26 protein-coding genes are annotated in these 26837 nt (G+C 40.4%); 14 read left to right on the forward strand and 12 right to left on the reverse strand.

Translation table 11 applies throughout. The features are described 5' to 3' along the window. Positions 1 to 136 precede the first annotated feature (136 nt). The 4 genes from PR795_RS14105 to PR795_RS14120 all read left to right on the forward strand — a co-directional run bounded on the left by PR795_RS14105 (position 137) and on the right by PR795_RS14120 (position 3593). Positions 137 to 745, forward strand: coding sequence for a hypothetical protein (locus PR795_RS14105; protein WP_181480697.1), 609 nt, complete (start codon positions 137 to 139; stop codon positions 743 to 745). A gap of 14 nt (positions 746 to 759) precedes the next feature. Continuing rightward, positions 760 to 1452 carry a hypothetical protein gene (locus PR795_RS14110; protein WP_272516876.1) on the forward strand — a complete coding sequence of 231 codons (693 nt, stop codon included), beginning with the start codon at positions 760 to 762 and terminating at the stop codon, positions 1450 to 1452. A 192-nt stretch (positions 1453 to 1644) separates the two neighbouring features. After that, a complete protein-coding gene (locus tag PR795_RS14115) occupies positions 1645 to 2022 on the forward strand; it encodes a hypothetical protein (RefSeq protein ID WP_272516877.1) in 378 nt (125 codons plus the stop codon). 59 nt (positions 2023 to 2081) lie between these two features. Further along, a complete protein-coding gene (locus tag PR795_RS14120; protein ID WP_272516878.1) occupies positions 2082 to 3593 on the forward strand; it encodes a hypothetical protein in 1512 nt (503 codons plus the stop codon). Between the two features lie 117 nt (positions 3594 to 3710). On the opposite strand, the gene cdd is transcribed toward PR795_RS14120, so the two are convergent. The 4 genes from cdd to metG form a co-directional block, all read right to left on the reverse strand. After that, positions 3711 to 4607, reverse strand: a complete 897-nt coding sequence (gene cdd / locus PR795_RS14125; protein WP_181480700.1) for a cytidine deaminase — start codon at positions 4605 to 4607, stop codon at positions 3711 to 3713. A gap of 179 nt (positions 4608 to 4786) precedes the next feature. After that, complete coding sequence (locus PR795_RS14130) at positions 4787 to 5482, reverse strand: CidB/LrgB family autolysis modulator (protein WP_006660141.1); 696 nt, start codon at positions 5480 to 5482, stop codon at positions 4787 to 4789. Continuing rightward, positions 5482 to 5949, reverse strand: a complete 468-nt coding sequence (locus PR795_RS14135) for a CidA/LrgA family protein (RefSeq protein WP_006660140.1) — start codon at positions 5947 to 5949, stop codon at positions 5482 to 5484. The genes PR795_RS14130 and PR795_RS14135 overlap by 1 nt, the downstream gene beginning before the upstream one ends. 168 nt (positions 5950 to 6117) lie before the next feature. Continuing rightward, complete coding sequence (metG, locus tag PR795_RS14140) at positions 6118 to 8145, reverse strand: methionine--tRNA ligase (RefSeq protein WP_181480701.1); 2028 nt, start codon at positions 8143 to 8145, stop codon at positions 6118 to 6120. Between the two features lie 238 nt (positions 8146 to 8383). Between metG and apbC the strand changes: the two genes are divergently transcribed. From apbC to asmA, 6 genes are all read left to right on the forward strand, one after another. Continuing rightward, on the forward strand, positions 8384 to 9496 hold the full coding sequence (gene apbC, locus PR795_RS14145; protein ID WP_006662269.1) for an iron-sulfur cluster carrier protein ApbC: 1113 nt from the start codon (positions 8384 to 8386) through the stop codon (positions 9494 to 9496). A gap of 218 nt (positions 9497 to 9714) precedes the next feature. Continuing rightward, positions 9715 to 10275 (forward strand): LemA family protein, encoded by a 561-nt coding sequence (locus PR795_RS14150; protein WP_006660137.1) that lies wholly within the window; start codon positions 9715 to 9717, stop codon positions 10273 to 10275. 29 nt (positions 10276 to 10304) lie between these two features. Beyond that, positions 10305 to 11261, forward strand: a complete 957-nt coding sequence (gene htpX / locus PR795_RS14155) for a zinc metalloprotease HtpX (protein WP_036965415.1) — start codon at positions 10305 to 10307, stop codon at positions 11259 to 11261. Positions 11262 to 11412: 151 nt separating this feature from the next. Beyond that, positions 11413 to 12057, forward strand: a complete 645-nt coding sequence (gene udk / locus PR795_RS14160) for a uridine kinase (protein WP_006660135.1) — start codon at positions 11413 to 11415, stop codon at positions 12055 to 12057. Between the two features lie 66 nt (positions 12058 to 12123). Continuing rightward, a complete protein-coding gene (dcd, locus tag PR795_RS14165) occupies positions 12124 to 12705 on the forward strand; it encodes a dCTP deaminase (protein ID WP_006660134.1) in 582 nt (193 codons plus the stop codon). A gap of 116 nt (positions 12706 to 12821) precedes the next feature. Further along, positions 12822 to 14684: an outer membrane assembly protein AsmA gene (gene asmA / locus PR795_RS14170; RefSeq protein WP_272516879.1), complete on the forward strand. Its 1863-nt coding sequence runs from the start codon at positions 12822 to 12824 to the stop codon at positions 14682 to 14684. Positions 14685 to 14936: 252 nt separating this feature from the next. Here the strand turns inward: asmA and PR795_RS14175 are convergent, their stop codons facing one another. Together PR795_RS14175 and PR795_RS14180 are read right to left on the reverse strand one after the other, a co-directional pair. Next, complete coding sequence (locus PR795_RS14175) at positions 14937 to 15272, reverse strand: hypothetical protein (protein ID WP_179897183.1); 336 nt, start codon at positions 15270 to 15272, stop codon at positions 14937 to 14939. Positions 15273 to 15450: 178 nt separating this feature from the next. Beyond that, positions 15451 to 17034, reverse strand: a complete 1584-nt coding sequence (locus PR795_RS14180; RefSeq protein WP_006660131.1) for a TerC family protein — start codon at positions 17032 to 17034, stop codon at positions 15451 to 15453. 242 nt (positions 17035 to 17276) lie between these two features. Between PR795_RS14180 and gndA the strand changes: the two genes are divergently transcribed. The 4 genes from gndA (at position 17277) to PR795_RS14200 (ending at position 22277) form a co-directional block, all read left to right on the forward strand. Next, a complete protein-coding gene (gene gndA / locus PR795_RS14185) occupies positions 17277 to 18683 on the forward strand; it encodes an NADP-dependent phosphogluconate dehydrogenase (protein WP_006660130.1) in 1407 nt (468 codons plus the stop codon). Positions 18684 to 18855: 172 nt separating this feature from the next. Continuing rightward, on the forward strand, positions 18856 to 20232 hold the full coding sequence (locus PR795_RS14190; RefSeq protein WP_006657672.1) for a DKNYY domain-containing protein: 1377 nt from the start codon (positions 18856 to 18858) through the stop codon (positions 20230 to 20232). Between the two features lie 87 nt (positions 20233 to 20319). After that, positions 20320 to 21513, forward strand: a complete 1194-nt coding sequence (locus tag PR795_RS14195; protein WP_006662262.1) for a multidrug effflux MFS transporter — start codon at positions 20320 to 20322, stop codon at positions 21511 to 21513. 128 nt (positions 21514 to 21641) lie between these two features. Further along, positions 21642 to 22277, forward strand: coding sequence for a CatB-related O-acetyltransferase (locus PR795_RS14200; protein ID WP_181480704.1), 636 nt, complete (start codon positions 21642 to 21644; stop codon positions 22275 to 22277). A 156-nt stretch (positions 22278 to 22433) separates the two neighbouring features. Here the strand turns inward: PR795_RS14200 and PR795_RS14205 are convergent, their stop codons facing one another. The 6 genes from PR795_RS14205 to hisB form a co-directional block, all read right to left on the reverse strand. Beyond that, on the reverse strand, positions 22434 to 22874 hold the full coding sequence (locus tag PR795_RS14205; RefSeq protein WP_224063805.1) for a YbaK/prolyl-tRNA synthetase associated domain-containing protein: 441 nt from the start codon (positions 22872 to 22874) through the stop codon (positions 22434 to 22436). A gap of 188 nt (positions 22875 to 23062) precedes the next feature. Next, complete coding sequence (hisIE, locus tag PR795_RS14210) at positions 23063 to 23674, reverse strand: bifunctional phosphoribosyl-AMP cyclohydrolase/phosphoribosyl-ATP diphosphatase HisIE (protein ID WP_006657677.1); 612 nt, start codon at positions 23672 to 23674, stop codon at positions 23063 to 23065. After that, positions 23668 to 24444: an imidazole glycerol phosphate synthase subunit HisF gene (gene hisF, locus PR795_RS14215; RefSeq protein ID WP_006662259.1), complete on the reverse strand. Its 777-nt coding sequence runs from the start codon at positions 24442 to 24444 to the stop codon at positions 23668 to 23670. Before hisF ends, hisIE begins: the two co-directional genes overlap by 7 nt. Further along, the gene (hisA, locus tag PR795_RS14220; RefSeq protein ID WP_154601239.1) at positions 24426 to 25163 is read right to left on the reverse strand and encodes a 1-(5-phosphoribosyl)-5-[(5-phosphoribosylamino)methylideneamino]imidazole-4-carboxamide isomerase; all 738 of its coding nucleotides are present in this window, start codon (positions 25161 to 25163) and stop codon (positions 24426 to 24428) included. The genes hisF and hisA overlap by 19 nt, the downstream gene beginning before the upstream one ends. Positions 25164 to 25166: 3 nt before the next feature. After that, positions 25167 to 25760, reverse strand: a complete 594-nt coding sequence (gene hisH / locus PR795_RS14225) for an imidazole glycerol phosphate synthase subunit HisH (RefSeq protein ID WP_006657680.1) — start codon at positions 25758 to 25760, stop codon at positions 25167 to 25169. Further along, entirely contained in the window at positions 25760 to 26827 is a 1068-nt protein-coding gene (gene hisB / locus PR795_RS14230; RefSeq protein ID WP_181480705.1) for a bifunctional histidinol-phosphatase/imidazoleglycerol-phosphate dehydratase HisB, read from the reverse strand. The genes hisH and hisB overlap by 1 nt, the downstream gene beginning before the upstream one ends. Positions 26828 to 26837: the final 10 nt, after the last annotated feature.

Below are 26837 nucleotides of genomic sequence, written 5' to 3' on the forward strand. Positions count from 1 at the left end.
AATCAGTGCTTATGGTGCGGTAAGTCGGTAGATGCTGATCCTGCTAAATATATTTTTATATATCATATATTGTCGCATGTTTTTAATTCATTTATGTTTTGCTTCTTATTTAAATAATTAATTATTGATGGTGTTTATGAAAAAATATCTTGCATTTATATTTTTAATTTTCTCCTTGCAAGCTCAAAGTATAGAGCCTAAAGATAATAATCAAAGCATATTTAAATTAATTGTTCATGAATATATGAGAGTGACTATGGAGGAATATAAAAATCCATTATCAAAAGAAACTCGAGAAAAATATAATTATGAATTGTCTTTAGCATATGCAAATTTCTTGAAAAATTGGTTTGAATTAAACGGAAGTAATAATATTAGAACGAAAGATATTAAATTCCATGAAGCTGTTGTTATTCATGAAAATGGGCATAAGGCATCAGAAATACCCTATGATGCTTGGTTTTTTGCTGATATCTATGATGTTTTAAATGAGGCTGATAGAAATAAACTTTGGAATGAAGTTTTAGATTTAATGTCTGGAAACCAAGGAAAGCAAGAAGCAAAAGTGTTTATTAACCTATGGTTAAAAATGAAATCAGAAGCAAAAAGTGAAAATGCGAAAAATTGTGAAAAAAGCCAACGATGGTTAAATAGAATGAGAAAAATCCCCTTGGTTATTGAAATAGAAAAAACTCTAAAAAAGGTAGATGAAGGTTTTTATCGTAAAAATAAATATCCAATCTAAATTGGGGTTTAAATATGAAAATAAAATTTATTTTTTCTATATTTATCTTGTTAATTTCAACTCTATCAATGGCAGATAATCGCCCCGGTTTTATTTGTGGACGGTTTAATGGGAATATTGTTGAGGTACCTAGAAATTATGTTTATTTTATCGCTGAATATGAGGGGTATAGTTATTTTGATCGTAGAGCAGTAAAAAATAAAGAAGGGTGTGATGCTAATTTTACAATATTACCTTTACGGGTGACATGGCCGGAAATGCATCCTGTCGATAGAATGAAGCCAGATCTAAATGAAGAGGAGATACGCATATCGGTGATACCAATGACGAATAGTACAGCGTCAATGAACATGTTTAAAGATAATTCAATTAATGAGGATTTTTTTAGTAAAAGAAGTGATGTTTATTATGATGATGAACTTGATTTATATTTCGTTGAGCAGGAAGAAAATATTTTAATAAAGAATGAAGTTGAACCTTATATAATGAAAAGGAGGATTTATTGGTCTGAAAATAAAAATGAAGTAATGAGTATTATTCGTTGTGATTGGGTTCAAATAAAAAACGAATATTACTTTTGTGATATTAATGCACGCATTCCGGAAATTGATGCTTCTATTCAAGTAAATATAAAGTGGAATCAAATGCATCAGTGGAGGAAAATTTTATTGAAGTCAAAAGGATTTGTAATAATTCATCTTAAATAGAAAAGGATTTTAAATGTCAAATAATACAAGATACAGTGCTAGTAGGGTGTTTACAAAAAATGATCTCATTACGATTAAAAAACTATTAAGAGAAGATAAAAGTCCGAAAAAAATGTATCAGTATCTAGCGAATAAAGGTGATAGATATGCTTTATTTGCAGGAGTAGATGGAAGTGAGTCGGTTTTTTGGGTATGGATTCCCTGTATTTTCCTAGTGAAGACTCATCATGGAATGATGAAGACGCCAGAAACAAGGATTTTAAAGAAATAGATTTTAAACTAGCGAATGAATATTTAAATTTACTTGAAAGTAAACTTATTAAATCTGATGGTGAAATTATTGAAATATTGGATGTAAATTATGAGGAACTAATTTTAATTAATATTAAAGCTTGCTCTGAAAGTCGATTTAATATTGAGGATTGGTATTTATATGCAGTGTTTGAATCGCTTTCACCAAATGAAAGAAAGGGATTCTGGACTCATAGACTAAACTCTAGTACTGAGTTCAAAGAACAAGTTAATCATCATTATAAAACATTTGAGATGATGATTAAAAATATATGGTAAGTGATGATACTAACAAAGAGATGCTAAAGTCATGGCTGACTAGGAAGTTCTATATTTCAATGTATAGAACATTAAGTGATTCACAATTCGATGAACTTGATAAGATAAGAAATTCTGAATCAGAATTATCCATACTAATGAAAGATGTCATGGGCAGTATAAAAACAAATGAAAGGGTATTAGGTGATGTCGTTCCTTGGGTATTTAATGAAGTTGATGCTGATGAAATTCTGACTGAGGATGCTCTCTTATCAATGGGGAGTAGGATAAATGAAAATATATTATTTTGGGAAACGAAAGAAGAAAAATTAAAATTTTTAATAAATGAAGTTCATACAAATAGACATAATCGTAGAAAGAAACGATCTGTATTGTTTGATAATAATGAAAAAATTAAATTTGAATTAAACTTACAAGAAGCTAAAGACGTTATTGAAGAAATGAAAATAACAGAGAATCCGCAGGTTTTATATAACTATCTTGAAGCCAATGGTGAGCGATATGGAGAAATCCCTAATGGCCTTATTAGAGGTGACTCTTATTCAGGGAAAATGGCAACAAATTACTTAATTGAAAAAGCAAAGCAGCATAATATTATTTTAGATCATAATGATTTAAAAAGAATACAACTTAGTGTGGCATTAGAAACAGGGAAAAAATTACTTAATAAGTTTAGGGATGAAAAAACGACAGTTTTGCGTAAAAAATTTACTATTCATGATATTGAAGATATACATGATAAAGCACTCATGAGTGAAAAACTACCTAAAGAGGCATGGACATTATCAATCCCATTAAAAATTATCCCCCTAAAGGAATATGATGAAATATACTCTGAAATGTTATTAAATTCAGGGAGTAATCAAAGTGAGGTTGAGTATGGTCTTTACTTAATGGATAAAATGATAATAAGCATTAAAAATAATCCTTCTAAAGAAAGGTTTAATATGTTTTTAGAATGGGCTAATACTGTATCGACAGTAGATAATATGATAGAAACGGGATCTGTCTTTGGTGAATACCTTTCGGAAAGAGGAACTACACTCAAGGAATATATAGCGGTTAAATATAATGAATTGAAAGCAGTTATACCTCAAAGTGATTTAGATATTTATGGGGTATCTAATCCAGCATTAACAACTAAAATTCAGCCTATAAATAGGGAAGATATATCCCCTCCATCAACTAACTACCCCCATAATATGGTCGATAAATCGATAATGGAAAATATCTATCCAAAAGTTGAACCTGATAGAGAATTAGCACCGATGACAACAAACCTGCTTGATATAATAAAACCTGATAATGCGCAAGCGCCAATAAATCATTATCTAGAACGACCAAGTGTTGTCTTACCTGGGACTGATGGATTTAAAGATTTTCCTGAAGATAGAATTCAACATAGTCATCACTTTGAAAATATGATTGGGCACCTTAGTGACCATATGTCCTCCATAAACCACTCAACAAGCTCTTTTGATAGAGATTTTAGAATCCCACAAGCACCGAGCATACCTGAATTTAACTACAGTGGCGGCTATAGTAGCTCGTCATCCAGATTTTCATTTTAATTATTATTAACACTCAATAACGTTTCAATAAAAAACGGCGGTTATTGAAGTTGATAAACTCACAATAACCGCCGTTGTAATCTTAAAATTTTGAATCTGGCTTAAATAAAATAACGTTTAAATGGACTCATCCAAATAAATGTGTTCCACTTTTTGGCAACCCAACGCGTGCAAGGTATTTTCCGTAGTACACCACTGCTGCACCGTTGCATCTTGTTTTTCCACCAACACCGCTTGCTCAATAGCATGAATATCTTTACCCGCTAAATTCACCATAATTAGCGCTGCTTGTAATGGTGGTAAGCTCGGGTTAAATGCAGCATTTTCGGCGTAACGACCTGTAAACAGAGAGCCATCTTTTAACTGCACGGCTATACCAGAGTGAGATTCACTGTACGGTGCATGGGATTGATTAGCGGCTTCAGTCGCTGCGGAGAGTAATCTATCGCGACTTTGGTTTTTATACCCATGATCCACATTATCGAGTAGCAATGTAGTGATATTCAGGTCTGATGGACCAAAAGAATCTGGCAAATAATCATGAAGCGTCGCAGCTTGGCGTTTTGGTAAATGCACCATAATCTTACCGCCTTCACGCAGTTCATTCATAAATTGTCGGCAGTGACCGCAAGGCGTGTAGTTCACGGTAATGGAGGTTAATTGCTTTTCGCCTTTTAACCATGCATGAGTAATGGCACATTGTTCGGCATGAATCGTTTGCCCAATAGAAACATGGTTAAATTCCATATTTGCGCCGAAATAGAGATTACCACTGATCCCGCAAGCGATTGCGCCTACATTAAAGCGAGAAATAGGTGTGACAGCGTAAGCCGCAGCGAAAGGTAATAATGAAAAAGCGAGTTCACTGTCCGTGCATCCACTCTCAGCTTTAATTTGCTTTACTTGCTCAGCGGTTAACATGGCTGAGAAATCGGGTTTGTCCATAATCGGTTTTAGGACAGACTGTAACTTTTCTGGAAGTTCGGCCCAAGCGGCCTTAAATCTTGAATGCATGAGTAACCCTCCCTATTTAATTGTTTTCATTCTATTCAATTCATAGGGGGATTGAATGTGACCGTGATCACTCTGTTATTGTAATAGATGAAACAAATTCATTAAATGAGAGATGTATCTCAAGTTTTTGCATTAAAATTTGCATAAGAGAGGTAAGTAACCTCTCTTATTGATTCAGTTTAGCTAAATAAGTGAAGAATAACAGGGAAGATAAACGGTGCGAGCAGAGAGGTAATCACCCCGCAGGTCATTAACGCTAATGAACTGTATGCCCCTTCAATGTAGTTAATTTCTGCACAACGCGCAGTTCCCAAGGCATGAGAAGCGGTGCCCATCGCTAAGCCTCGTGATGCGTGGGTGCGAATACGCAAAACATCAAATAGGCTATGGCCAAACATTGCACCTAAAATACCCACAAAAAGTACGCAAGCGGCGCTGATTGCTGGGATTCCTCCAACTGAATCGGCAACTGCCATGGCTATCGGTGTTGTGACCGATTTAGGTAATACAGATCCTGCAATATCGGGTGTTGCGCCAAGCCACAGTGCAATCGCGGCTCCACTAAACATAGCAACGATACTTCCCGCAAAGCAGATACTAAACAGGGATTTCCATTGTGCACGGATTTGATGCATTTGTTCGTAGAGTGGAAAAGCAAGAGCAACAACAGCGGGTTGTAATAAATCATTCAACAATCGGCTTCCCGCAAAATAATGCTCATAAGAGGTATTGGTCAAAACCAGCAGCGGAATAATAATGGCGATTGTTAGCAATAATGGATTCAGAATGGGCAATTTGCACTTGATAGACAGCGCTCTTGCCAAGTAGAAAACAACGATAGTTAATGGTAGTGACCACCAAATATGTTCTAACATCACTCTTTCCCCTTTGTTTTATCGCTATTCATTGTTGAAGAAATCGGCTCTTCAGGGGGAAGTGGGACTTCATCGGGTTTAACACCTACGATAGGGCGTTCTTTATGGACATAGTTGGAGCTAACCGCGACAACGATCATGACAATCAAGGTGCTGGCAACGCAGGAAACCACAATGGGGATCATTTGTTGGCTGAGTAAATCATAATAATTCATAATTCCCACTCCAATGGGAACGAATAAAATAGTCATGTTTTTCAGCAAGATGCTACAGCCGGGTTGAGCCCAATGAGCGGGTACAATTTGCAAAGCCAGTAGTACAAACAGCAGCAACATTCCGACAATACTGCCGGGAATGGAAAAAGGAAGCAGCGTGGAAATCACATTTCCGATAATCAGGCAGAGGTAAAGTATTGCGAAGGCTCGCAAATATTGCCATCCGGTGTTCAATACTTGTTTTAATGACATGGGACTTGTCCTATTACTCGACAGGCATTCATCATACAATTAACTTTAAAATTGTGCCAGAGATCACAAATAAAAACCCATAAAAAAACGGAGCTCACTGAAGTGGCTCCGTTTTATATTGATATGGTCTAAGTTTGTCGTTCAATTTCTCGAACGACAATCCATGACTTATTTAACTTGCATACCTGGTTGCGCACCATTATCTGGGCTCAGTAAGTAAATATCTTTACCACCAGGACCTGCCGCCATCACCATACCTTCGGAGATACCAAAGCGCATTTTACGTGGTGCAAGGTTAGCCACCATCACCGTTAAACGACCTTCCAAGACTTTTGGATCAGGATAAGCACTGCGGATACCAGAGAACACTTGGCGAGTCTTTCCACCGATATCTAACTGTAATTTTAGCAATTTATCTGAACCTTCAACGAATTCTGCTTGCTTGATTAACGCAATACGTAAATCAATTTTAGCGAAATCATCGAATGTGATGGTCTCTTGAATAGGATCATCCGCCAGAGGACCGGTCAGCTGTTTAGCTGGCTGAGCACTTTGCTTGGACGCTTCTACCATCGCTTCTGCTTTTGCTAATTCAATACGGTTAAATAACGCTTTAAATGGCGCTACATCGTGGTTCAGTAGTGGTGTGTTGATGGCATCCCACGTTAATTCAACTTTCAGGAACTCTTCCACACGCTTGGTTAAGCTTGGCAGAATTGGTTTCAAGTAAGTCATTAATACGCGGAACAGGTTAATTCCCATTGAGCAAATATCTTGCAGCTCTTGGTCTTTGCCTTCTTGCTTCGCGACGACCCAAGGTGCTTTTTCATCCACATAGCGGTTAGCAATATCAGCTAATGCCATGATTTCACGGACTGCTTTACCGTATTCGCGGTTGGTGAAATCGTCACCGATGACTTTTGCAGCATCGACAAATTGTTGATATAGCTCGGGTTCTGCAAGGTTTGCAGATAATTTGCCAGCAAAACGTTTAGCAATAAAGCCCGCGTTACGCGAGGCTAAGTTCACCACTTTGTTAACGATATCGCTGTTCACACGCTGTACGAAATCTTCCAAATTCAAGTCGATATCGTCGATGCGTGAAGAGAGTTTTGCTGCATAGTAATAACGTAGGCAGTCAGCATCGAAATGGTCTAAGTAAGAGCGAGCGGTAATAAATGTACCGCGAGACTTAGACATTTTTGCACCATTAACGGTGACATAACCGTGAACAAACAAGTTAGTTGGTTTACGGAAGTTACTGCCTTCTAACATTGCTGGCCAGAACAGGCTATGGAAATAAACGATATCTTTTCCGATGAAATGGTAAAGATCGGTTTTTGAATCTTTATTCCAAAACTCATCAAAGTTTAAATCGCTGCGTTTGTCACACAGGTTTTTAAACGAGCCCATGTAGCCGATTGGCGCATCCAGCCAAACGTAGAAATATTTACCCGGTGCATCGGGAATTTCGAAACCAAAATACGGGGAGTCACGGGTGATATCCCACTGTTGTAAACCAGATTCAAACCACTCTTGCATTTTATTCGCGACTTGTTCTTGCAGTGCGCCAGAGCGAGTCCATGCTTGCAGCATGTCGCTAAATGCAGGGAGGTCAAAGAAAAAGTGTTCAGTTTCACGGATAACTGGGGTTGCACCTGAAACCACTGAGCGTGGGTTAATCAGATCTGTTGGGCTATAGGTTGCGCTACAGACTTCGCAGTTATCACCGTATTGATCTTCCGCTTTACATTTCGGGCAAGTACCTTTTACGAAACGGTCAGGCAGGAACATGCCTTTTTCTGGGTCGTAAAGTTGTGAAATGGTCTTATTCTTAATGAAACCATTGTTCTTTAACTTGCCATAAATCAGTTCTGATAACTCTTTGTTCTCTTCGCTATGGGTTGAGTGGTAGTTATCGTAGCTAATCTGGAAACCAGCAAAATCGTCCTGATGCTCTTGGTTCATTGCAGCGATCATTTCTTCAGGCGTAATACATAGTTGCTGAGCTTTTAGCATGATCGGTGTTCCGTGCGCGTCATCAGCACAGATGAAATGAACCTCTTTGCCGCGCATTCGCTGATAACGGACCCAAATATCAGCCTGAATGTGCTCCAGAATATGACCGAGATGGATTGAACCGTTAGCATATGGTAACGCACAGGTTACCAGTAATTTATTCGCGACTTGAGACATAGTAACTTTCTTACTTCCATTATTAATAAAGGGTCTTTGATGTTAACCGATCAATAAAAATGTCGCTAGGGCAATAAAATATTAATCGGCAATTATTGGGAAAAAATGCTAGGTGGAAACAAATTTTTACTGTTTGTGGTTTTTCATTCGCTAGGCGGTCACTATTTTTTGCGTTCTCTGCTATCATGCAACGTAGTCAAAAATGTGTAGTTACAAAAAAGAAAATAAAGGAGCCGGGATGAACGATAAATCCCCCGAGCAGAACAAACCAGAACTGCTGACTGAACAAGTCTCCACTGTTTTGGCTTCATTTACACACCCAACTCTCAAGCGCAATCTGATTTCAATCAAAGCATTGCATCGTTGTGCGCTGTTGGACAATGTGTTGCATGTCGAACTCGTTATGCCATTCGTCTGGAAAGGTCCATTTCAAACGCTGATCAGCGAAAAAACCGCTGAATTAAAGCAATTGACAGGTGCCCATGCCGTAGAATGGAAATTACGCCACGATATTACCACTCTCAAACGTGCTAATGACTTACCAGGCATTAACGGGGTGCGTAATATTCTTGCGGTCAGTTCAGGCAAAGGTGGTGTGGGTAAATCCAGTACCTCTGTGAACTTAGCGTTAGCGTTGGCACAAGAAGGGGCTAAAGTGGGTATCCTTGATGCGGATATCTACGGACCTTCAATTCCTAACATGTTAGGAACGACTCTGGAGCGTCCAACGTCTCCAGATGGACAACACATGGCGCCAATTATGGCGTATGGCTTAGCGACTAACTCTATTGGTTACTTAGTGACTGATGACAACGCGATGGTATGGCGTGGTCCAATGGCGAGTAAAGCCTTAATGCAGATGCTGCAAGATACCTTATGGCCGGATCTGGATTATCTGGTCATCGATATGCCACCGGGAACCGGTGATATCCAACTCACTCTGTCACAAAATATTCCAGTGACAGGTGCAGTGGTTGTGACCACGCCGCAAGATATTGCCTTAGTAGATGCGATGAAAGGGATTGTCATGTTCAAAAAAGTGAACGTGCCAGTGCTGGGTGTTGTTGAAAATATGAGCGCACATATTTGTAGTAACTGTGGTCATGTAGAGCCTATTTTCGGTACCGGTGGTGCAGAAAAATTGGCTGAGAAATACAACACTAAACTGCTAGGTCAGGTTCCGCTGCATATTTCATTACGTGAAGACTTAGACCGTGGTCAGCCAACCGTAATGCGCGACCCTGAAGGCGAGTTCGCTGATATCTATCGCGAAATTGCGTCTAACATCTCTGCATTGATGTATTGGGAAGGGGATAAGATCCCGACGGAAATCTCTTTCCGCGCTGTGTAATTAAGCTGTCTTGATAAAGGGCTATTTAGTAATAATGACTAAGTAGCCTTTTTTATTGCCATAAAATCTGATTCCTTGATTGTTCTGATTTCTTCTTAAACAGTTCCTTTATTATTACGGGCTGAGTAGAATGACCGATAAATAAAGTTCCAAGCCTGAAAATTAGCGAGATTGAACATTCAGTCTTTATTCTGATGGCAAATGCCTAAAAGGTGATTATGAAATTTTTAATTTTTATTGTCGTACTGGTGCTGATCGTTATTTATTTTTATAACCGTATCGTTGCACTACGTGAAGCGGTGGTTTCTAGCGAAACAGAGATTTCTGTGCAATTAGATCGCCGCGGTAAGGTGTTTGATAGCTTATTGGCAACAGTCAAAAAATATTTAAGCCATGAAACGGAAGTCTTTACCAAAATCACTGAACTCAGAAGCCAAGCTCAGAATGCGACAGGGGATAAAGCTCGAGAAGCAGAGGATGCATTATCTAAAATGGTGAGCAGTGGTGCTATTAACGTAGCGGTTGAAGCGTATCCAGAGCTGAAATCTGATGCAATTATGGCAAACTTGCAAGAAGAGATCGTCTCTTCTGAAAATAAACTTTCTTTCGCAAAACGTGGTTATAACCGCTCTTTAGAAACATATAATGCTTATATTGCCTCTATGCCTGCTGCATTAATTGTTGGCATTATTCCTAGCCTAAAAATCAACAAAGAGTATTGGCGTTTAGACGAAGCTGATATCAAAACGGAAGAATCTCGTCGTATTAACTTCGATTAAATGGATGTTGCCATTGGCAGGGTTTAATTATGGATTTTAGAAACGTTATACGTAAAAACAATATCCGTACTCGGTTAGTTGTGATGAGTTATATTGTTTTGATGCTAGTCATTGGTTTGCTGGCAGATACGGCAACACACCCAGATGAGCGAATGGACTTCGCAGCTAATCTGATCGCATTTGCGACATTACAACAACTGCCTGTGGCAACGTTTATTATTCTTGGGCTGACATTTATAGGTTTACTTTATATTCATTTCTTTGGGCATAAATTGATGCTTGCAGGAATGAATGCGAAGGAAATCACCCAAGAAGGGGCTTCAACCCCGGAAGAAAGACAGCTATTCAATATTTTAGAAGAGCTCAGCTTAAGTGCGTCATTACGCTATGTGCCGCGTCTGTATATTTTAGATACAGATGAACCCAATGCATTTGCCGCAGGGTGGAACCAGCGTAATGCGTTAGTTGGGGTGACTCGAGGATTATTGCAAACGCTAAATCGTCAAGAAGTTCAGGCCGTAATGGCCCATGAAGTAGGGCATATTATCCATGGCGATTCTAAATTAACATTGTATGTGGGAATTTTAGCGAATGTTATTTTGACGGTAACGAACGTTTTTGCTCAATTATTTATTCGTTCAGCAGGGCGTAGTCGCAATAATTCAGCAAACAAGGCACAGACAATCTTATTGTTGCTAAATATCCTATTACCGATTATTACGAAAGTGCTCTATTTTTATTTATCGCGTACTCGAGAATATATGGCAGATGCTGCCGCCGTGGATTTAACGTCAGATAACCAAGCGATGATCAGCGCATTGAAGAAAATTTCGGGGGATCATCAAAAGCATGATTATGATGATGAAAGTACTGGACAAGCGTATCGTCAGGCGGCATATATCTTTAATAAAGGTGACTCTGTTTTTTCTACCCATCCTTCCATTGAGAATCGAATTGCAGCCTTAGAAGGGCGTAAGCAGTTTTAAATCGAAGATAATAAATAATCGGTGCGTTTTTTATCAGTCTTTGACGAGATAGGCTGGTACAGCGCACCATTACACCCTATAATTCCCGCCAACCATAACACTTCGATGTTATGCATTTCATTTCTAAAATTTTTAACCAGGTTACCATTTTATGACTGACACATCGCATCACTGTACCATTGTAGGTATATCTGGCGCTTCTGCATCTGGCAAAAGCCTTATTGCAAGCACCTTATATCGGGAATTAAGAGAAAAGGTTGGTGATCATAATATCGGTGTTATTCCAGAAGACTGTTACTATAAAGATCAAACAGATATTCCTATGGAAGAACGACTCAAGGTGAATTACGACCATCCAAACTCCATGGATCATAGTTTACTTTATGAACACCTCAAATCACTGAAAAGTGGTCAAGCCGTCGAAATTCCTCAGTATGACTATGTCGCTCATACTCGCAAGCAGCAAACCGTCAGTTTTAAACCGAAAAAGGTTATTATTATTGAAGGTATCCTATTATTAACAGATAAGCGTTTACGCGAAGAGATGGATTTCTCTATTTTTGTGGATACTCCGTTGGATATCTGTTTAATGCGTCGTATTAAACGTGATGTTAATGAAAGAGGAAGAACATTAGATTCCGTCATTGAACAGTACAATAAAACAGTGCGTCCAATGTTCTTACAATTTATTGAACCATCGAAGCAATATGCCGATATTATCGTACCTCGTGGTGGTAAAAATCGTGTGGCAATTGATATTTTGAAAGCGAAAATTGGTGAATTCTGTCAGGACTAATCGCCTCGAATATCACCAGCGATAAGCTGCCATGAATATATAAAATAATGAAGGGGGAAAGTGATCATGCGTCTTTGTGACCGCGATATAATTCAGTGGATGGATGAAGGTCGACTTGTTATTAGCCCACGTCCGCCCGTTGAAAGGATCAACGGAGCGACTGCGGATGTTCGTCTTGGGAACCAATTTCGTGTTTTTCGCGGACATACAGCGGCATTTATTGACCTTAGTGGACCAAAAGATGAAGTGAACGCGGCGCTAGACCGTGTAATGAGCGATGAAATTGTTCTTAAAGAGGACGAACCTTTCTTCCTTCATCCTGGCGAGTTGGCGTTAGCTGTTACGCTAGAATCGGTTACGCTACCCGACAATTTAGTGGGGTGGTTGGATGGTCGCTCTTCTTTGGCGAGACTAGGGTTAATGGTCCACGTCACGGCTCACCGGATTGATCCCGGTTGGCGTGGACAAATTGTGTTAGAGTTTTATAATTCAGGTAAATTACCTTTGGCATTACGCCCTGGCATGGTAATTGGTGCTCTGAGCTTTGAGCCATTATCAGGCAGTGCTGATCGCCCTTATAATAGCCGACAAGATGCAAAATATAAAAACCAGCAAGGTGCCGTTGGCAGCCGTATCAGTGAAGACTAGCTGATACGATAACAGGTGAGCTCGCCTCTTCTATGGAGTTTGAAGAGGTAAGCAGTCGCTAGCGTCAAGGAATGACAGGCGAAGGGCGTAACAAATAAAGTAAAAGAGAGGGATGAATGAAACGGTTTTTAACGACGCTGATTATTTTACTTGTGGTGGTAGTCGCTGGGCTAACAGCCTTAGTGATGTTAGTGAATCCGAATGACTTTAGAAGCTACCTCGTTCAACAAGTTGAGAAGAAAAGTGGTTACCAACTTGATTTCAAAGGTGATATGCGTTGGCATGTATGGCCAACATTAAGCATTATTACCGGTCCTATCTCGGTGATAGCACCTAACGCCAGTCAGCCTGTTTTAAGTGCAGATAATATGCGCTTAGATGTTGATTTATGGCCATTAATCTCCCATCGCTTATCTGTTGAGCAAATTGTCATTGATGGTGCGGTGATCCGAAAAACACCAGAAAGTGAGCCTGTTGCCACAGTCAATACCCCAGTTGCTCCAGGTGGCAGCCAAGTACCAGCAGACACATCCGATAAGAGCAAATGGTTATTAGATATCAGTAAGATTGATATCACCAACAGCTTAGTTATTTGGCAAACTCCGAAAGACGAATACAATTTACGCAATATTAATTTGTCACTGAAGAAAAGTGACGATAAACAAGTTGCGCTGAAATTCAGCGGTAATTTAAATAAAAACCAGCAAGAATTTAATTTTGATATTAAATCAGATATCGATTTATCTAAATTATCTCAGCAAGTGAGTGGGAAAATTACTCAGTTTGATTACCAACTCAGTGGTGTTGATTTACCTGAAAATGGGATTAGTGGCAAAATAATCTCAGATTTTCTGTATACAAAATCTAATTCAGGTGCAATTAGCCTTGATAACATCTTCATTCAAGCGAATGAAAGTGAATTAACAGGAACAATAAGCGCAAATTTAACTGATATTCCAGATGTGAATGTTAATTTATCCTCGCCTTCTTTGAATCTCGATAGATTAATTGGGCAAGCTCCTGCGGCAGGTAAATCTAATACAGCCAGTGCCGCATCTGAAAATACCGTTAGTAATAATGAGCGTGTAGGAGTCAAACCGGTGATTTCTGGTTCCAACATGCAGAAGTATGATTTAACGGGGCTGAACGGGTTTACTGCTCAATTTAATGTTTCAATGGATACACTGATTTACCGCGGTATGTCGATGACCGGGGTAAAAATTAAGGGTGATAACCAAACACCACGTTTAACCATTTCTCAGTTAGAGGGCAATGCGTTCGGTGGGCAATTTTCACTGCCCGTAACCATTAACTACAGCGCTATTCCTGCGCAGGTTTCGGCAAAACCTGTATTTAGTAATATTAATCTTACTCCGGTATTAAAGGCATTTAGTATGCCTGAAAAACTGAGCGGGATTATCTCATTAAATGCCGCATTATCCGGTATTGGCTACGATGATTATGCGGTTAAAAATCAGTGGCAAGGACCGGTTAATTTTGAGCTACGCAACGCTAAATTGGCGGATTTAAACATTCCACAGTTGATCCAACAATCGGTGTCCCGTTTTACTAATAAAATCAATATGCCAACAGATACCAATAGTTTCACAGAAGTGGATTTATTCACGGTGTCGGGATATCTCAATAAAGGGAATATGAATATTTCCTCTCTTAAAGCAACGTCTTCACTGTTGAATATTACAGGGCAGGGGCGCGTGAATATACCAAAAGAAACCATCGATGTTAATTTAGGCGTAAACATTCTCGGCGGATGGGCTGGTGACTCTCGTTTAGTTCAGCAGTTGCGTAGTATGAATATTCCACTGCGTATTTACGGTGGTTGGAATAACTTACAGTATCAATTGGATGTGGAAAAATTACTGCGTAATGAGCTACGAACTCAAGCTAAAGAAGCAATTGGTAACTTTTTGAAAAAAGAAGAAAATAAAGGGTTGAATGATTTATTGAATGCGTTTTAGAGACGGTAATTTACAGCATTTATTTATAAACCGCTTTTAACCATACTAACTAAAAGCGGTTTAGTCATTAATCTCAGTAATTACTTAGATTCATTTTCAGTAAAATCATGTTCTCTTTGTTTTCTAGCCACGATTTCTTTAAAAAATCCTTTTGACCGGATAATTTTGCCTTTCTTTTGTTCTGCTACCAGTTCTTGAGAGTTAGAGCTAGATTTTTATTTTTTAATTTATGGTACGAGTAGCTTTCGTTATTTAGCTCAGATTCTGAAGCTCTTTGATTGTTTTTCTTAGCATGGTTATTTCTGTCTTTATATTTTGACCAATGGGTAAATCATTTGTGTTTAAATGTTGCGTTGAAAGATTTTTTTTAGTCAGAACAGTATCACTTATAGAGGATATGAGTGCATTGGCTTTATTATGAAGATCTTCCTTATGAGTGGCTTTTTTATCCGTAATGACTTTAGGATATGCTTGTGAATCATTTTTTACATTATTTGCGGCACGAGCAAACTCAGTAGTTTTACTTTGCTGGTCAGTGATGCTGACTCGGCGAAGATGAATGTATGCGATATTATTAATATTATCCATTATAGCGGCTCCATTAAAGATTGATTATTAAACATATTTAATTATTCAATGAGTCAATGATCATTTCTTTAAAAAAACGCTACTACATTTGAGGTATAAAGATTGCGATGGGAATAGATAAAAAAATACCGGCTCTATATGACAATAGAACCGGTATTCAATCTTATATTAATCGTAACTAGTCATCGACATAGTCGTAGCCATCACCCACAGGTGCAGGTGGTGTAATCAAGACTTTATTAACGCGATGGCTATTCACCTCAAGAGGTTGGAAAATACAGCCATTGATTTCGACTTGCTCACCCACTTCAGGGACGCGTTGTAAATGTTCCATTAAAAGACCAGCAATAGTTTCATACTCACGCTTATCATCCAGCTCCATTGGGATATACATAATTAAATCTTCCAGTGGCATAAAGCCATTGGCAATCCATGTACCATCGTCCAATTTTTGAATGTCATGGCGGGAGTCATTTTCTTCATCACCAACAGGTAAGTTACCTGCGATAGTTTCCATCACGTCAGTCAAGGTAACGATACCTTCAACAGAACCAAATTCATCCACAACAAACGCAAAGTGTGTATGCGCTTTACGGAATTGTTCTAACGCTTTTAACAGTGATAAACCTTCAGGGAAAATAAGCGGTTGAGTGACCAATGCTCGCAAGTTCAGTTGTTCACCGCTAAGCTGCTGCTTCACTAAATCCAGCACATATACCACACCAATTGGGTCGTCACTGATACTTTCATCGACAACAACAAAACGAGAGTGTGGATTTTTCTCCATTAGGTCAATGAGTTCAGCGGAGGATTTATTAATATCCAAATAATCTACGTCATGGCGGGACGTCATAATACTTTCTACGTTACGTTGCGCCATACCCAGCACACGAGCGATCATTAAACGCTCTTGAGGGTCGAAAACGGATTGGTTATCTGAAATTAAGTCAGAGGTTCTCGCGTCTAATTCACCACGTTCAGCTTTACCGCTTAAAATGCGCAATACGGCTTCTGCGGTACGTTCACGCAGAGGGCGGCTGCCTTTTAAGAATTTACGGCGGTTAAACTGCGCAAACTGGTTAAGCACCTCTATCATGATAGAGAAACCAATTGCCGCATACAGGTAACCTTTTGGAATGGCGTAACCAAAACCTTCAGCCACTAAGCTGAAACCAATCATCAGTAAGAAGCTTAAGCATAGAATGACGATGGTAGGGTGTGCGTTAACGAAGTTGGTCAGTGGTTTACTTGCCCAGATCATTAACATCATGGCGATAGTCACAGCGGCAACCATGACACCGATATGGTCAACCATACCGACAGCGGTAATTACCGAGTCTAATGAAAATACCGCATCCAATACGATAATTTGCGCGACAACAGCCCAGAAATTGGAGGTTTTACGTTGGTTATTGGTATGCTCGTCTTTTCCTTCTAACCGCTCGTTTAGCTCCATCGTGGCTTTAAACAAGAGGAATATCCCCCCGATAAGCATTATCAGATCTCTGGCACTAAATGGATGGTTAAATAGCGTTAGAATCGGTTGAGTTAGCGTGATCAGCCACGAGAGGCTGAATAATAGAATAATACGCATAACCAGGGCACACGTTAACCCTGTGATACGAGCTCTATCACGCAGTTTAGCTGGGAGTTTATCGGCCAAGATGGCGATAAAAACGAGGTTATCAATACCAAGAACGATTTCAAGAACGATTAGGGTAGCTAAACCCGCCCAAATCGAAGGATCTGCGATCCATTCCATACAGTTTGTTTTACCTTCTGATATGACGGCTTATACCGACGGATGAATAATGAGGTTTGTTGACAGAAATATCAATAAAAATTCATCCAAGTAGCGTGATATTTGACAAAAAATGATTCGATTAGTTTATCGATTGCATCAATAACTACCATGGAGCATCATCCTGAGTTAACATGTGATCCCGTTAACAGAATGTCAGCACAATCGAGGCTGACTTGGTCCTAATCAGACAGGAGTTTTTCATGTCAAAGCAGCAGATTGGTGTTGTCGGAATGGCTGTCATGGGTCGCAACTTAGCCCTAAATATCGAAAGCCGCGGTTATTCAGTATCGATTTTTAACCGTTCAAAAGATAAAACAGATGAAGTCATTGCTGAAAATCCAGGGAAAAAATTAGTTCCCAACTACACGATTGAAGAGTTTGTCGACTCTCTGGAAAAACCACGCCGCATCCTGTTGATGGTTAAAGCGGGTGAAGCAACGGATAAAACCATTGCTGCATTAACGCCACACTTAGACAAGGGTGACATTTTAATCGATGGTGGTAACACTCTGTATAAAGACACGATCCGTCGTAATCGTGAACTGTCTGAACAAGGATTTAACTTCATCGGTACGGGAGTTTCCGGTGGTGAAGAAGGAGCATTGAAAGGTCCTTCAATTATGCCTGGCGGACAAAAAGAAGCTTACGAATTAGTTGCACCAATCTTAAAAGAGATCGCAGCAAAAGCGGAAGGCGAACCATGTGTGACTTACATTGGTCCAGATGGTGCTGGTCACTACGTGAAAATGGTTCACAACGGTATCGAATACGGTGATATGCAGCTCATCGCTGAAGCTTACTCTTTATTAAAAGGTTCACTGAACCTGAGCAATGAAGAATTAGCGGACATTTTCTCTGAGTGGAACCAAGGCGAGCTGAGCAGCTACCTGATTGAAATTACGGCAGATATCTTCAAGAAAAAAGATGAAGATGGTAAGTATCTGGTTGATGTGATTTTAGATGAAGCAGCTAACAAAGGTACAGGTAAATGGACTAGCCAAAGTGCTTTAGATCTTGGCATCCCACTGACCTTGATCACTGAGTCTGTCTTTGCTCGTTATCTTTCTTTCCTGAAAGATCAACGTGTTGCTGCATCTAAAGTATTAACGGGTCCTGCACTGAAAACCGTTGAAGGTGATAAAAAAGCCTTTATCGAGAAAGTCCGTCGTGCGCTTTACTTAGGTAAAATCGTTTCTTACGCTCAAGGTTTCCAGCAATTAAAAGCGGCGTCAGATGAATACAACTGGGATCTGAACTACGGCGAAATCGCGAAAATCTTCCGTGCTGGCTGTATCATCCGTGCGCAGTTCCTGCAAAAAATCACTGATGCTTACAATGACAACGCGCAGATTGCAAACTTACTGTTAGCACCTTACTTCAAACAAATCGCAGATGAGTACCAACAAGCTCTACGTGATGTTGTCTGCTACGGCGTACAAAACGGTATCCCAACACCAACATTCTCAGCGGCTATTTCTTACTACGATAGCTACCGTTCAGCGGTACTGCCTGCGAACTTGATTCAAGCGCAGCGTGACTACTTTGGTGCTCATACTTATAAACGTACTGATAAAGAAGGCGTTTTCCACACTGAGTGGATGGAATAAAGATAAACCGTTAGGCTATCTTCCATAAGTGAAAAAAGGTGCTCAATTGAGCGCCTTTTTTATTTTTAGCTTTTTATACACTTTCAGACTTCGAGTATTTCTTTCCTCACGCTTTTCCCGTTGAATACCCAGACAAAAATAGATTAAAAAAACAAAATAGGTATTTCACAGCATGAAATCCAAAACGATAAGTTCAATGGTAGTCGGTGTCACTCTTCTCGTTTCGATAGCGCTTATTTCAGGAATGGTATTATCGATGAACGACGAGCCGTATCATGAAATCGACAGTAAGGGTGAAAAAGTCGGTTACAGTATTTACGTTATTTATCATGATAAAGTTTATGCGAGTGTACCGAGCAATGGCTTTTATCTGATGAAGGATGCCGATCCTGCGAGTTTTAAATTATTACCGGAAGGTACTTATTATGAGCACCAGTTTGCGATAGATAAAAATCATGCCTATTGTGGAAACTTGGCAATCCCTGCATTTAATCCTAACAGCGTAAAATCGCTGGGAAATAACTATTTTACGGATGGAAATCAGACCGTATATTGCTCAATGGGCTCAGTAAGGAATTATGAGCTTTCAACAATGGATGAATTATTTCAGTCTTGGTTATATGGTTGGGATTTAGGGGATAAACCGCAAACTTATATTTACCCGATGAAACCACTTCCTGCATCATCGACGCCATATCAATCATTATTGTCACGTTATTTGGCAACTGATGGGCAGCGCATTTTTTATCAAGGGGAATATATGCCAGATGCGGATCCTGCGACCCTACAGGATATTGGCTCCCTTCAGGATGATGATTCCGTGAGGGATAGCCTTCATTTTTATCGGGATAATCTTAATGTCTATTATGACCAATATAAATTGCCAATAAAGAGTCATTCTGGTTTATACAGCTTGATATTGGACGGGTTATTTCAAGAAGGTTATTTGATTGATCCGCAATCTGGCAATGTGGCGATGAATGATATTTTATTTCCTGAGCAACACGCGCCTTATCAGCTAATAAGCCGTCATAGTCAGCATGTGAATCAAGCCCTGTTTTTGTCGAGAGATGGCGTATTTTTCTATCATAGAGAAAAAGAAATTATTGTTCGCGCGGGAGCGAATCCATTTATTGACGGTGAATTAAAAGAAATTGCACCTTTAGTGTTCACTCATAATAACCAAACGTATTATCTACAGGATTCCGAGATTTGGGGAACCAATAAAAATCCGGGGTTAATTTCACGGAGTACAAAAATATATCGTTTCAATGAAACGAATAACTCACCATGGGAAAAGGTGGGTGATTTAGATCATCGTAGATTTGGTCAGGTATGGAAAAAAGGGGATGAATATTATTATTTTGATAATTTAGGCTCCACTCAATTAATTCGATATACCATTTATCGAGTAGATAACCAGCGTACCGTGAACCGTTTATTGAATGAAAAGTTATTACCAAGAGATATTCGTGTCTTGATTGATAATGATGATTTACAGCCGATAAGAGGCACCGAAGTGGTTCATGCAATTACCAAGTATCGATAAGATTCGATATCTATACAGAAATTCTGATATTATCGATAGCCATTTTCGAAATCGTTATCGATAACTCACCTGCTCAGAATCGGTCATATGCATAAATTTCTCGCTTTATTATTACTTTTAGTCCTATTAGGACCTCTTGGGATAGATCTGTATTTACCGACTATTCCAGCTATCGCTAAAGATTTAGGGAGTAGCGAGTCTATAATCCAATCGACCATCGGATTATTTATTTTAGTCTTAGGGATTGGACAGCTAATTTCTGGACCATTAGTCGATAGATTTGGTCGTAAGCCTATCGCTATCATTGGGTTAGCTATTTATCTAGCTGGATCCATTGTGGCCGCATTCTCAACGACGGCAGGGTTATTTATTGCTTCTCGGCTGTTACAAGGAGTGGCTGTGTGCTGCACCTCTGTAGTGGCATTTAGTTGTGTCCGTGACCGTATGAATGGCACAGAAGCCGCGAGAGCATTTGGATTTTTAAATGGAACGCTGAATATTGTACCTGCATTGGCGCCATTGTTAGGGGGATTACTGGCGGAAGCATGGGGATGGCGAGCGCCATTTTGGTTCTTGGCGATTTATGCTGTAGCGATTTTCCTGCTAATTTTATTTTTTCTCCCAGAGACGCGTCCTGCCAGCTTAAAACAGGTCAAAAAGCTCCAGTTTAAGAGTTATTTTCGCATTCTGACGAGTGAGCATTTTTTGATTTTTGCATTGGTAAATGCCGGCGCAATGGGCATGGCACTGACGTATGTCTCTTTAGCTCCTAGCGTATTAATGGGGGATGCCCAATTAACACCACTTGAGTTCTCGATTGTTTTTGGCGTTAACGGTTTTTGGATCATGCTGGCAAGTTATATTGCGAACTATTGTATTCGCAAAATGGGACGTCCAGCCTGTTTATCAATCGGGAGTGTCATGATGGCACTTGGTTGCATCGGCTTATTATTCGGTTTGATGGTGCTTTCACCTGAAATGCAAACCCATTGGTTAGTGTATATGTTGCCGGTTGCCTGCGCGTGTACAGGGCTTGCCTTTATGATGGGTACGGCGACAAGCTATGCGTTAGAGCCATTTGGCAATGAAGCTGGGGCGGCATCAGCCCTCGTGGGATTTGTGCAAATGGCGGGTGGCGCTGTATTAGGGTTATGTGCAATTGCGTTACCGATAGCACCGAAATTGTCCCTTGCTCTAGTGATGCTAGCGGGATGTATTTTCGGATTAATTGCAAGAAAAACCAGTATAAAACGCGCTGCCATAATAGAGAAAATTGAGTAATCGATATGGTTAATAATCCATTATTAAAGCAGCCGAGGATCGGTTAGCGGTGATGTAGTGTGAACGCAATTACATCACCATAGAATGCGTTCTATGGTAATTAAATACTGATTTAAAGGTTATTTACCATGAAAAAGAAACATTGGTCGAAGACTCAGCTATTACATGAAGTTGTTCAAAACACTAACATCCATATTAAAGGTCGGCACAGTTACTATAGTGACTGTTGGGATGACGGTTTCGAACAATCGGTGGTTCGTTATTTACAAGGCGATGAACAGAGCCGAGATTGGCAGTTAGCTTGGCATGTAGACCAATTATATATTGGCGATTATGTGTGTATTGGGGCGGAAACTGTGATTTTGATGGGCGGTAATCATACTCATCGATTGGATTGGTTCTGCCTGTATCCTTTTCTTGAGCATATTGAAGCGGCTTATGTTGGTAAAGGCGATACAATAATTGAAGATGGCGTTTGGATTGGCATGCGGGCATTTATTATGCCGGGAGTCAAAATAGGTGAGGGAGCGGTGATTGCGACCAATAGCGTCGTGACTAAAGATGTTCCGCCTTATACCATTGTGGGAGGGAACCCTGCGCAGCCTATTAAAACTCGTTTTTCTTCTGACGTGATAGATCAATTATTAGCGCTGAAGATATATGAATGGAGTGAAGATAAATTCGAGGCATTAAAAAGATTTATTTGCAGTTCGGATTTCCTGGCATTAAAAGACGCTAGTGAACACTATGACCAAACTCAGTAATGGGTTATGGTGTTGAAACACCGGATTTTTCAATTATAGAGGGTTATCCGTGGATAACCCTTTTTCAGATTAATTACCCATCATTTTGTGACTATATTAGTTTTTTTATTACCATAAAACGAGTGCGTTAATTAGGTAGCAAAGGTGTTATTTTATTTATGCTATATCAAGCTCATGATTTGTGCGAATAAACTCGACTAAAGTGGGTGACGCGATACGCTGGTAATCTTGGGTATTAAGAATAATTGAACGTTCTAAGCTTCCTGCATTAAAGGCGAGTTCATCAAAGCGCACAAACAGATAAGGGTCAGCAATAAGCTTTAACGAAGGATGGAAGCTAAAAGGAGGGATGGCACCAAAAACACAATGGGTAAGTTCATCAACCTCTTTTGGGCTCGCTAATGATGCGCGGGTTCCACCAATTGCTTTGGCAATTTTACTCAAGTCGGCTTGTTGATCCGCAGGTAGGATGGCTAAAACATGCTGACGTACGCCATTTCCTTTTACATGGCAGACTAACCCTTTGGCGCCTTGACCTAGCTGTGTGCCGCGGATTTTTGCCACTTCTTCAGATTTTCCCGCCGTTGGGTGCTCCATCACGCGATATTTTGCATTTTGGCTATTCAGTAATTGGGTTAACTGTGTAAAAACGTCATTGTCAGACACAATGAGCTCCTTCAAAAGTCCACATCAAATGAGGGGAATGATAGCAAGTTCAGAGAGAGAAACAATGACGAGAGAAGAAAGTAAGGGCAGCTATCATAAAATAGTTACCCTTAAGCCAGTTACTGATGGCGTTCTTTTAAACGCTTGATAATGGCGGTCAAATCGAGGTTTTGATCTTGCAATAGCACCATTAAGTGGTACATCAAATCGGCGGCTTCGTTGGTTAATTCTTCGCGGTCATTCACCGTGGCAGCGAGTGCGGTTTCAACGCCTTCTTCACCCACTTTTTGTGCAATACGCTTGGTGCCGCTAGCATACAGACGGGCAGTATATGAACTTTCTGGCGAGGCATTTTTACGCTCTTTTAGTAAGGTTTCTAATTCATATAAAAAGCCCCATTCGCTTTGAGCTGGCGCAAAGCAGCTGGTGGTGCCGTTATGGCAGGTTGGGCCATCAGGCAGCGCCATGGCAAGCAAAGTATCGTTATCGCAGTCAGCGACAATATCGACTAAATTTAGGAAGTTGTTGGAAGTCTCACCTTTAGTCCACAAGCGCTGTTTGGTGCGAGAGAAAAAGGTGACTTTACGGCTCTCTAAAGTCACTTTCAGCGCTTCTTGGTTCATATAACCCAACATGAGAACATCACCAGAAATAGCGTGCTGAACGATGACGGGCATTAGGTTATCGACTTTTTGCCATGCAAGCTGATTACATTGTTCTGTGGTTAACATACTCTTATTTGAACTCCATTTTCTGCTAAGTACTGCTTTAAGTCACCGATGTTAATAATCTGCTTGTGGAACACCGAAGCGGCTAAAGCGCCATCGACGCCTGCGTCAGTAAAGGCGTCTAGGAAGTGGATTTTTTCCCCTGCACCGCCGGAGGCGATCAGTGGAACTTGGCACACTTCACGAACTTTTTTCAGTTGTACCAGATCGTAACCTTGTCGTACACCGTCTTGGTTCATCATATTGAGCACAATTTCTCCGGCGCCGCGCTGCTGAACTTCTTTCACCCAATCAAGGGTTTTCCAGCGAGTTTGGGTGGTGCGTTTTTCATCCCCTGTGAATTGATAAACTAAATATTCGTTTGTTTCTGCGTCAAACCATGTATCGATTCCAACCACGATGCACTGAACACCAAAGCGATCAGCCAAACGGCTAATTAGAGTTGGATCAGACAATGCAGGGGAGTTGATTGAAATTTTGTCTGCGCCAAAAGAGAGGATCTGAGCAGCATCTTCCACGCTTTTAATTCCACCCGCCACGCAGAAGGGAATATCAATCACTTCGGCTACTTTGGCGACCCAGCTTTTATCAACAACACGACCATCTGAAGATGCAGTAATATCGTAAAAAACCAGTTCATCGGCCCCTTCTTGGGCATAACGTTGTGCGAGAGGAACGATATCGCCAATGATTTCGTGGTTGCGAAATTGCACACCTTTAACAACTTGTCCGTCACGGACATCCAAACAAGGAATTATGCGTTTTGCCAACATTCAATTGCCTCCGTTACGGTAAACTTACCTTCTAATAATGCGCGTCCAACAATAACACCCGCAGCACCAGAGGCTGGCAAGGCGGCGATATCATCTAAATTACCAATTCCACCAGAGGCTTGAATTTCAATATCGGGAAATTTTTCGCTAATTTCGCGGTACAAATTCACATTCGAGCCTGATAGGGTGCCATCTTTGGAGATATCGGTACAAAGAACATGTTTCAAGCCATAAGGGCGATATATTTCAATGGCTTGTTCAAGGGATAAATTGGAGTTTTCTTGCCAGCCGCTAATGGCAATTTCTTTGATGCCTTGCGCATTAATGCGCACATCTAATGCTAATACGATAGCGTCGCCACCATAACGTTGAAACCACGTTTTGACTAACTCTGGTTGGGTCACTGCCGTCGAGCCAATCACCACGCGAGTCGCTCCAGCATCGAGTAGTGCTTTGACATCATCCTCGGTACGAATACCACCGCCAACTTGGACAGGAACACTGACACCTGCCAGTAGTTTTTTCAGCAGAGGAATTTGGCGTTTCTGTGGGTCTTTTGCACCAGTTAAATCGACTAAGTGAAGTAACTTAGCGCCTTGTTTTTCATAGTCTTGTAAGCGTGGTAGTGGGTCTGTGCCATAGTCCGTTTGTTTGGCGTAATCCCCTTGATGTAAACGCACCACAGTGCCATCAATTAAATCTAAAGCAGGTATGATCATGGTTTACATCTCCAAAAAGTTTTGGATCAAGCGAGCACCCGCGGCACCCGAACGTTCTGGGTGGAACTGAACGCCATAGAAATTATCTTTATTCACAGCACTACTAAACAGGTTGCCATATTGTGTTTGCGCGATGGTGTTGGCGGAAATAGGCATTGAATAGCTGTGCACAAAATAAAAATAGGCATCGTCGCTGATCCCTTTAAATAGGGGATTGCCCGCGAGTGCTTTCACTTGATTCCAACCACTGTGGGGGACTGGTAACCCGTTCGCATCCATTTTACGTACGGGGCTGTCAATTAACCCTAACAGTGGAATTTCTGTTTGACCTTCTTCGCTGATATTGCCCAGTAATTGCATACCTAAACAGATACCTAAAACAGGCTGAGTCAGTGCTTTAATTAAAGGGATAAGTTCACGCTCAGCGAGCTTTTCCATCGCAGCGCTGGCAGTGCCAACACCAGGTAAAAATACTTTGTCAGCTTGTAAAATGGTGTTGGTATCACGGCTGACGGTTGGTTCGTAGCCTAAGCGTTTAATGGCATAGGAGACAGAGGCTAAGTTTGCACAGCCCGTATCAAGGATTACAACCTTCATTACAGAACTCCTTTCGAACTTGGTAGGGTGTCCCCTTCAACACGAATCGCTTGGCGTAATGTACGACCAAACACTTTAAATAGGCTTTCTGCTTTGTGGTGATCGTTTTTTCCTTTGGTTTTTAGGTGCAATGTACAGCCCATTGCATAGGATAATGAACTAAAGAAGTGCTCAATCATCTCAGTGCTAAGGTCGCCAACGCGCTGATATTTAAACTCCGCTTTATATTCCAAGTGTGGTCGACCTGAAATGTCCAGCGCACAGCGTGCTTGACACTCGTCCATTGGCAGAGCAAAACCGAAACGTGCAATTCCGCGTTTATCACCCAGAGCGACACGTAACGCCTCACCTAAGGCTAACCCCGTGTCTTCGACAGTGTGGTGGTCATCAATAAATAGGTCGCCATTAACCTCAATGCGTAAGCGGAAACCGCCATGGGTCGCGATTTGATCCAGCATATGATCAAAGAAGCCAACACCCGTGCTGATTTTGCTACCACCTTCTTGGTCTAACCACACTTCTACTTGGATATTGGTTTCTTTCGTGACGCGTTCAACTAGCGCGTAGCGGTTACGCTTAGTGAGTTGATTGGCGATAGCATTCCAATCAAGTTCGTTGGCGCTGTAACGTAGCCCTTTAATTCCCATATTTTGGGCAAGTTGTATGTCGGTTTCGCGGTCACCAATGACATAACTGTTTTCAATATCTAATACGCCGTCTTTCAGGTAATTTTCTACCAACTTAGTTTTTGGTTTACGGCATGCACAGTTATCCGCAGGCAAATGTGGGCAAATTAACACATCATCAAAGCGGATACCTTGAGATTCAAATACTTGCATCATTAAATTGTGGGGCGGATCGAAATCTTCAGTCGGAAAGCTTGCTGTACCTAAGCCGTCTTGATTAGTAATCATCACTAAGCGATAGTTGGCTTTTTGTAACGCTAAAAGGCTAGGAATGACATTGTTTTCAAAGGCTAATTTACTGAGACTATCCACTTGGAAATCTGTCGGTGGCTCGGTAATTAATGTTCCATCACGGTCGATAAAAAGAATTTTCTGGCTCATGACTATTTCC

This window comes from Providencia sp. PROV209 (assembly GCF_028479485.1).
GTDB lineage: Bacteria > Pseudomonadota > Gammaproteobacteria > Enterobacterales > Enterobacteriaceae > Providencia > Providencia alcalifaciens.

Excerpts from the sequence above, each read along its gene's own strand:
- PR795_RS14190 (WP_006657672.1), top strand. The coding sequence starts at position 18,856 with ATGAAATCCAAAACGATAAGTTCAATGGTAGTCGGTGTCACTCTTCTC.
- hisB (WP_181480705.1), bottom strand. The coding sequence starts at position 26,827 with ATGAGCCAGAAAATTCTTTTTATCGACCGTGATGGAACATTAATTACC.
- PR795_RS14180 (WP_006660131.1), bottom strand. The coding sequence starts at position 17,034 with ATGGAATGGATCGCAGATCCTTCGATTTGGGCGGGTTTAGCTACCCTA.
- dcd (WP_006660134.1), top strand. The coding sequence starts at position 12,124 with ATGCGTCTTTGTGACCGCGATATAATTCAGTGGATGGATGAAGGTCGA.
- PR795_RS14135 (WP_006660140.1), bottom strand. The coding sequence starts at position 5,949 with ATGTCATTAAAACAAGTATTGAACACCGGATGGCAATATTTGCGAGCC.
- PR795_RS14105 (WP_181480697.1), top strand. The coding sequence starts at position 137 with ATGAAAAAATATCTTGCATTTATATTTTTAATTTTCTCCTTGCAAGCT.
- PR795_RS14195 (WP_006662262.1), top strand. The coding sequence starts at position 20,320 with ATGCATAAATTTCTCGCTTTATTATTACTTTTAGTCCTATTAGGACCT.
- hisH (WP_006657680.1), bottom strand. The coding sequence starts at position 25,760 with ATGAAGGTTGTAATCCTTGATACGGGCTGTGCAAACTTAGCCTCTGTC.
- cdd (WP_181480700.1), bottom strand. The coding sequence starts at position 4,607 with ATGCATTCAAGATTTAAGGCCGCTTGGGCCGAACTTCCAGAAAAGTTA.
- gndA (WP_006660130.1), top strand. The coding sequence starts at position 17,277 with ATGTCAAAGCAGCAGATTGGTGTTGTCGGAATGGCTGTCATGGGTCGC.
- PR795_RS14175 (WP_179897183.1), bottom strand. The coding sequence starts at position 15,272 with ATGGATAATATTAATAATATCGCATACATTCATCTTCGCCGAGTCAGC.
- apbC (WP_006662269.1), top strand. The coding sequence starts at position 8,384 with ATGAACGATAAATCCCCCGAGCAGAACAAACCAGAACTGCTGACTGAA.
- htpX (WP_036965415.1), top strand. The coding sequence starts at position 10,305 with ATGGATTTTAGAAACGTTATACGTAAAAACAATATCCGTACTCGGTTA.
- hisIE (WP_006657677.1), bottom strand. The coding sequence starts at position 23,674 with ATGTTAACCACAGAACAATGTAATCAGCTTGCATGGCAAAAAGTCGAT.
- asmA (WP_272516879.1), top strand. The coding sequence starts at position 12,822 with ATGAAACGGTTTTTAACGACGCTGATTATTTTACTTGTGGTGGTAGTC.
- PR795_RS14110 (WP_272516876.1), top strand. The coding sequence starts at position 760 with ATGAAAATAAAATTTATTTTTTCTATATTTATCTTGTTAATTTCAACT.
- PR795_RS14120 (WP_272516878.1), top strand. The coding sequence starts at position 2,082 with ATGTATAGAACATTAAGTGATTCACAATTCGATGAACTTGATAAGATA.
- PR795_RS14115 (WP_272516877.1), top strand. The coding sequence starts at position 1,645 with ATGGATTCCCTGTATTTTCCTAGTGAAGACTCATCATGGAATGATGAA.
- metG (WP_181480701.1), bottom strand. The coding sequence starts at position 8,145 with ATGTCTCAAGTCGCGAATAAATTACTGGTAACCTGTGCGTTACCATAT.
- udk (WP_006660135.1), top strand. The coding sequence starts at position 11,413 with ATGACTGACACATCGCATCACTGTACCATTGTAGGTATATCTGGCGCT.
- PR795_RS14200 (WP_181480704.1), top strand. The coding sequence starts at position 21,642 with ATGAAAAAGAAACATTGGTCGAAGACTCAGCTATTACATGAAGTTGTT.
- PR795_RS14150 (WP_006660137.1), top strand. The coding sequence starts at position 9,715 with ATGAAATTTTTAATTTTTATTGTCGTACTGGTGCTGATCGTTATTTAT.
- PR795_RS14130 (WP_006660141.1), bottom strand. The coding sequence starts at position 5,482 with ATGTTAGAACATATTTGGTGGTCACTACCATTAACTATCGTTGTTTTC.
- PR795_RS14205 (WP_224063805.1), bottom strand. The coding sequence starts at position 22,874 with ATGGAGCACCCAACGGCGGGAAAATCTGAAGAAGTGGCAAAAATCCGC.
- hisA (WP_154601239.1), bottom strand. The coding sequence starts at position 25,163 with ATGATCATACCTGCTTTAGATTTAATTGATGGCACTGTGGTGCGTTTA.
- hisF (WP_006662259.1), bottom strand. The coding sequence starts at position 24,444 with ATGTTGGCAAAACGCATAATTCCTTGTTTGGATGTCCGTGACGGACAA.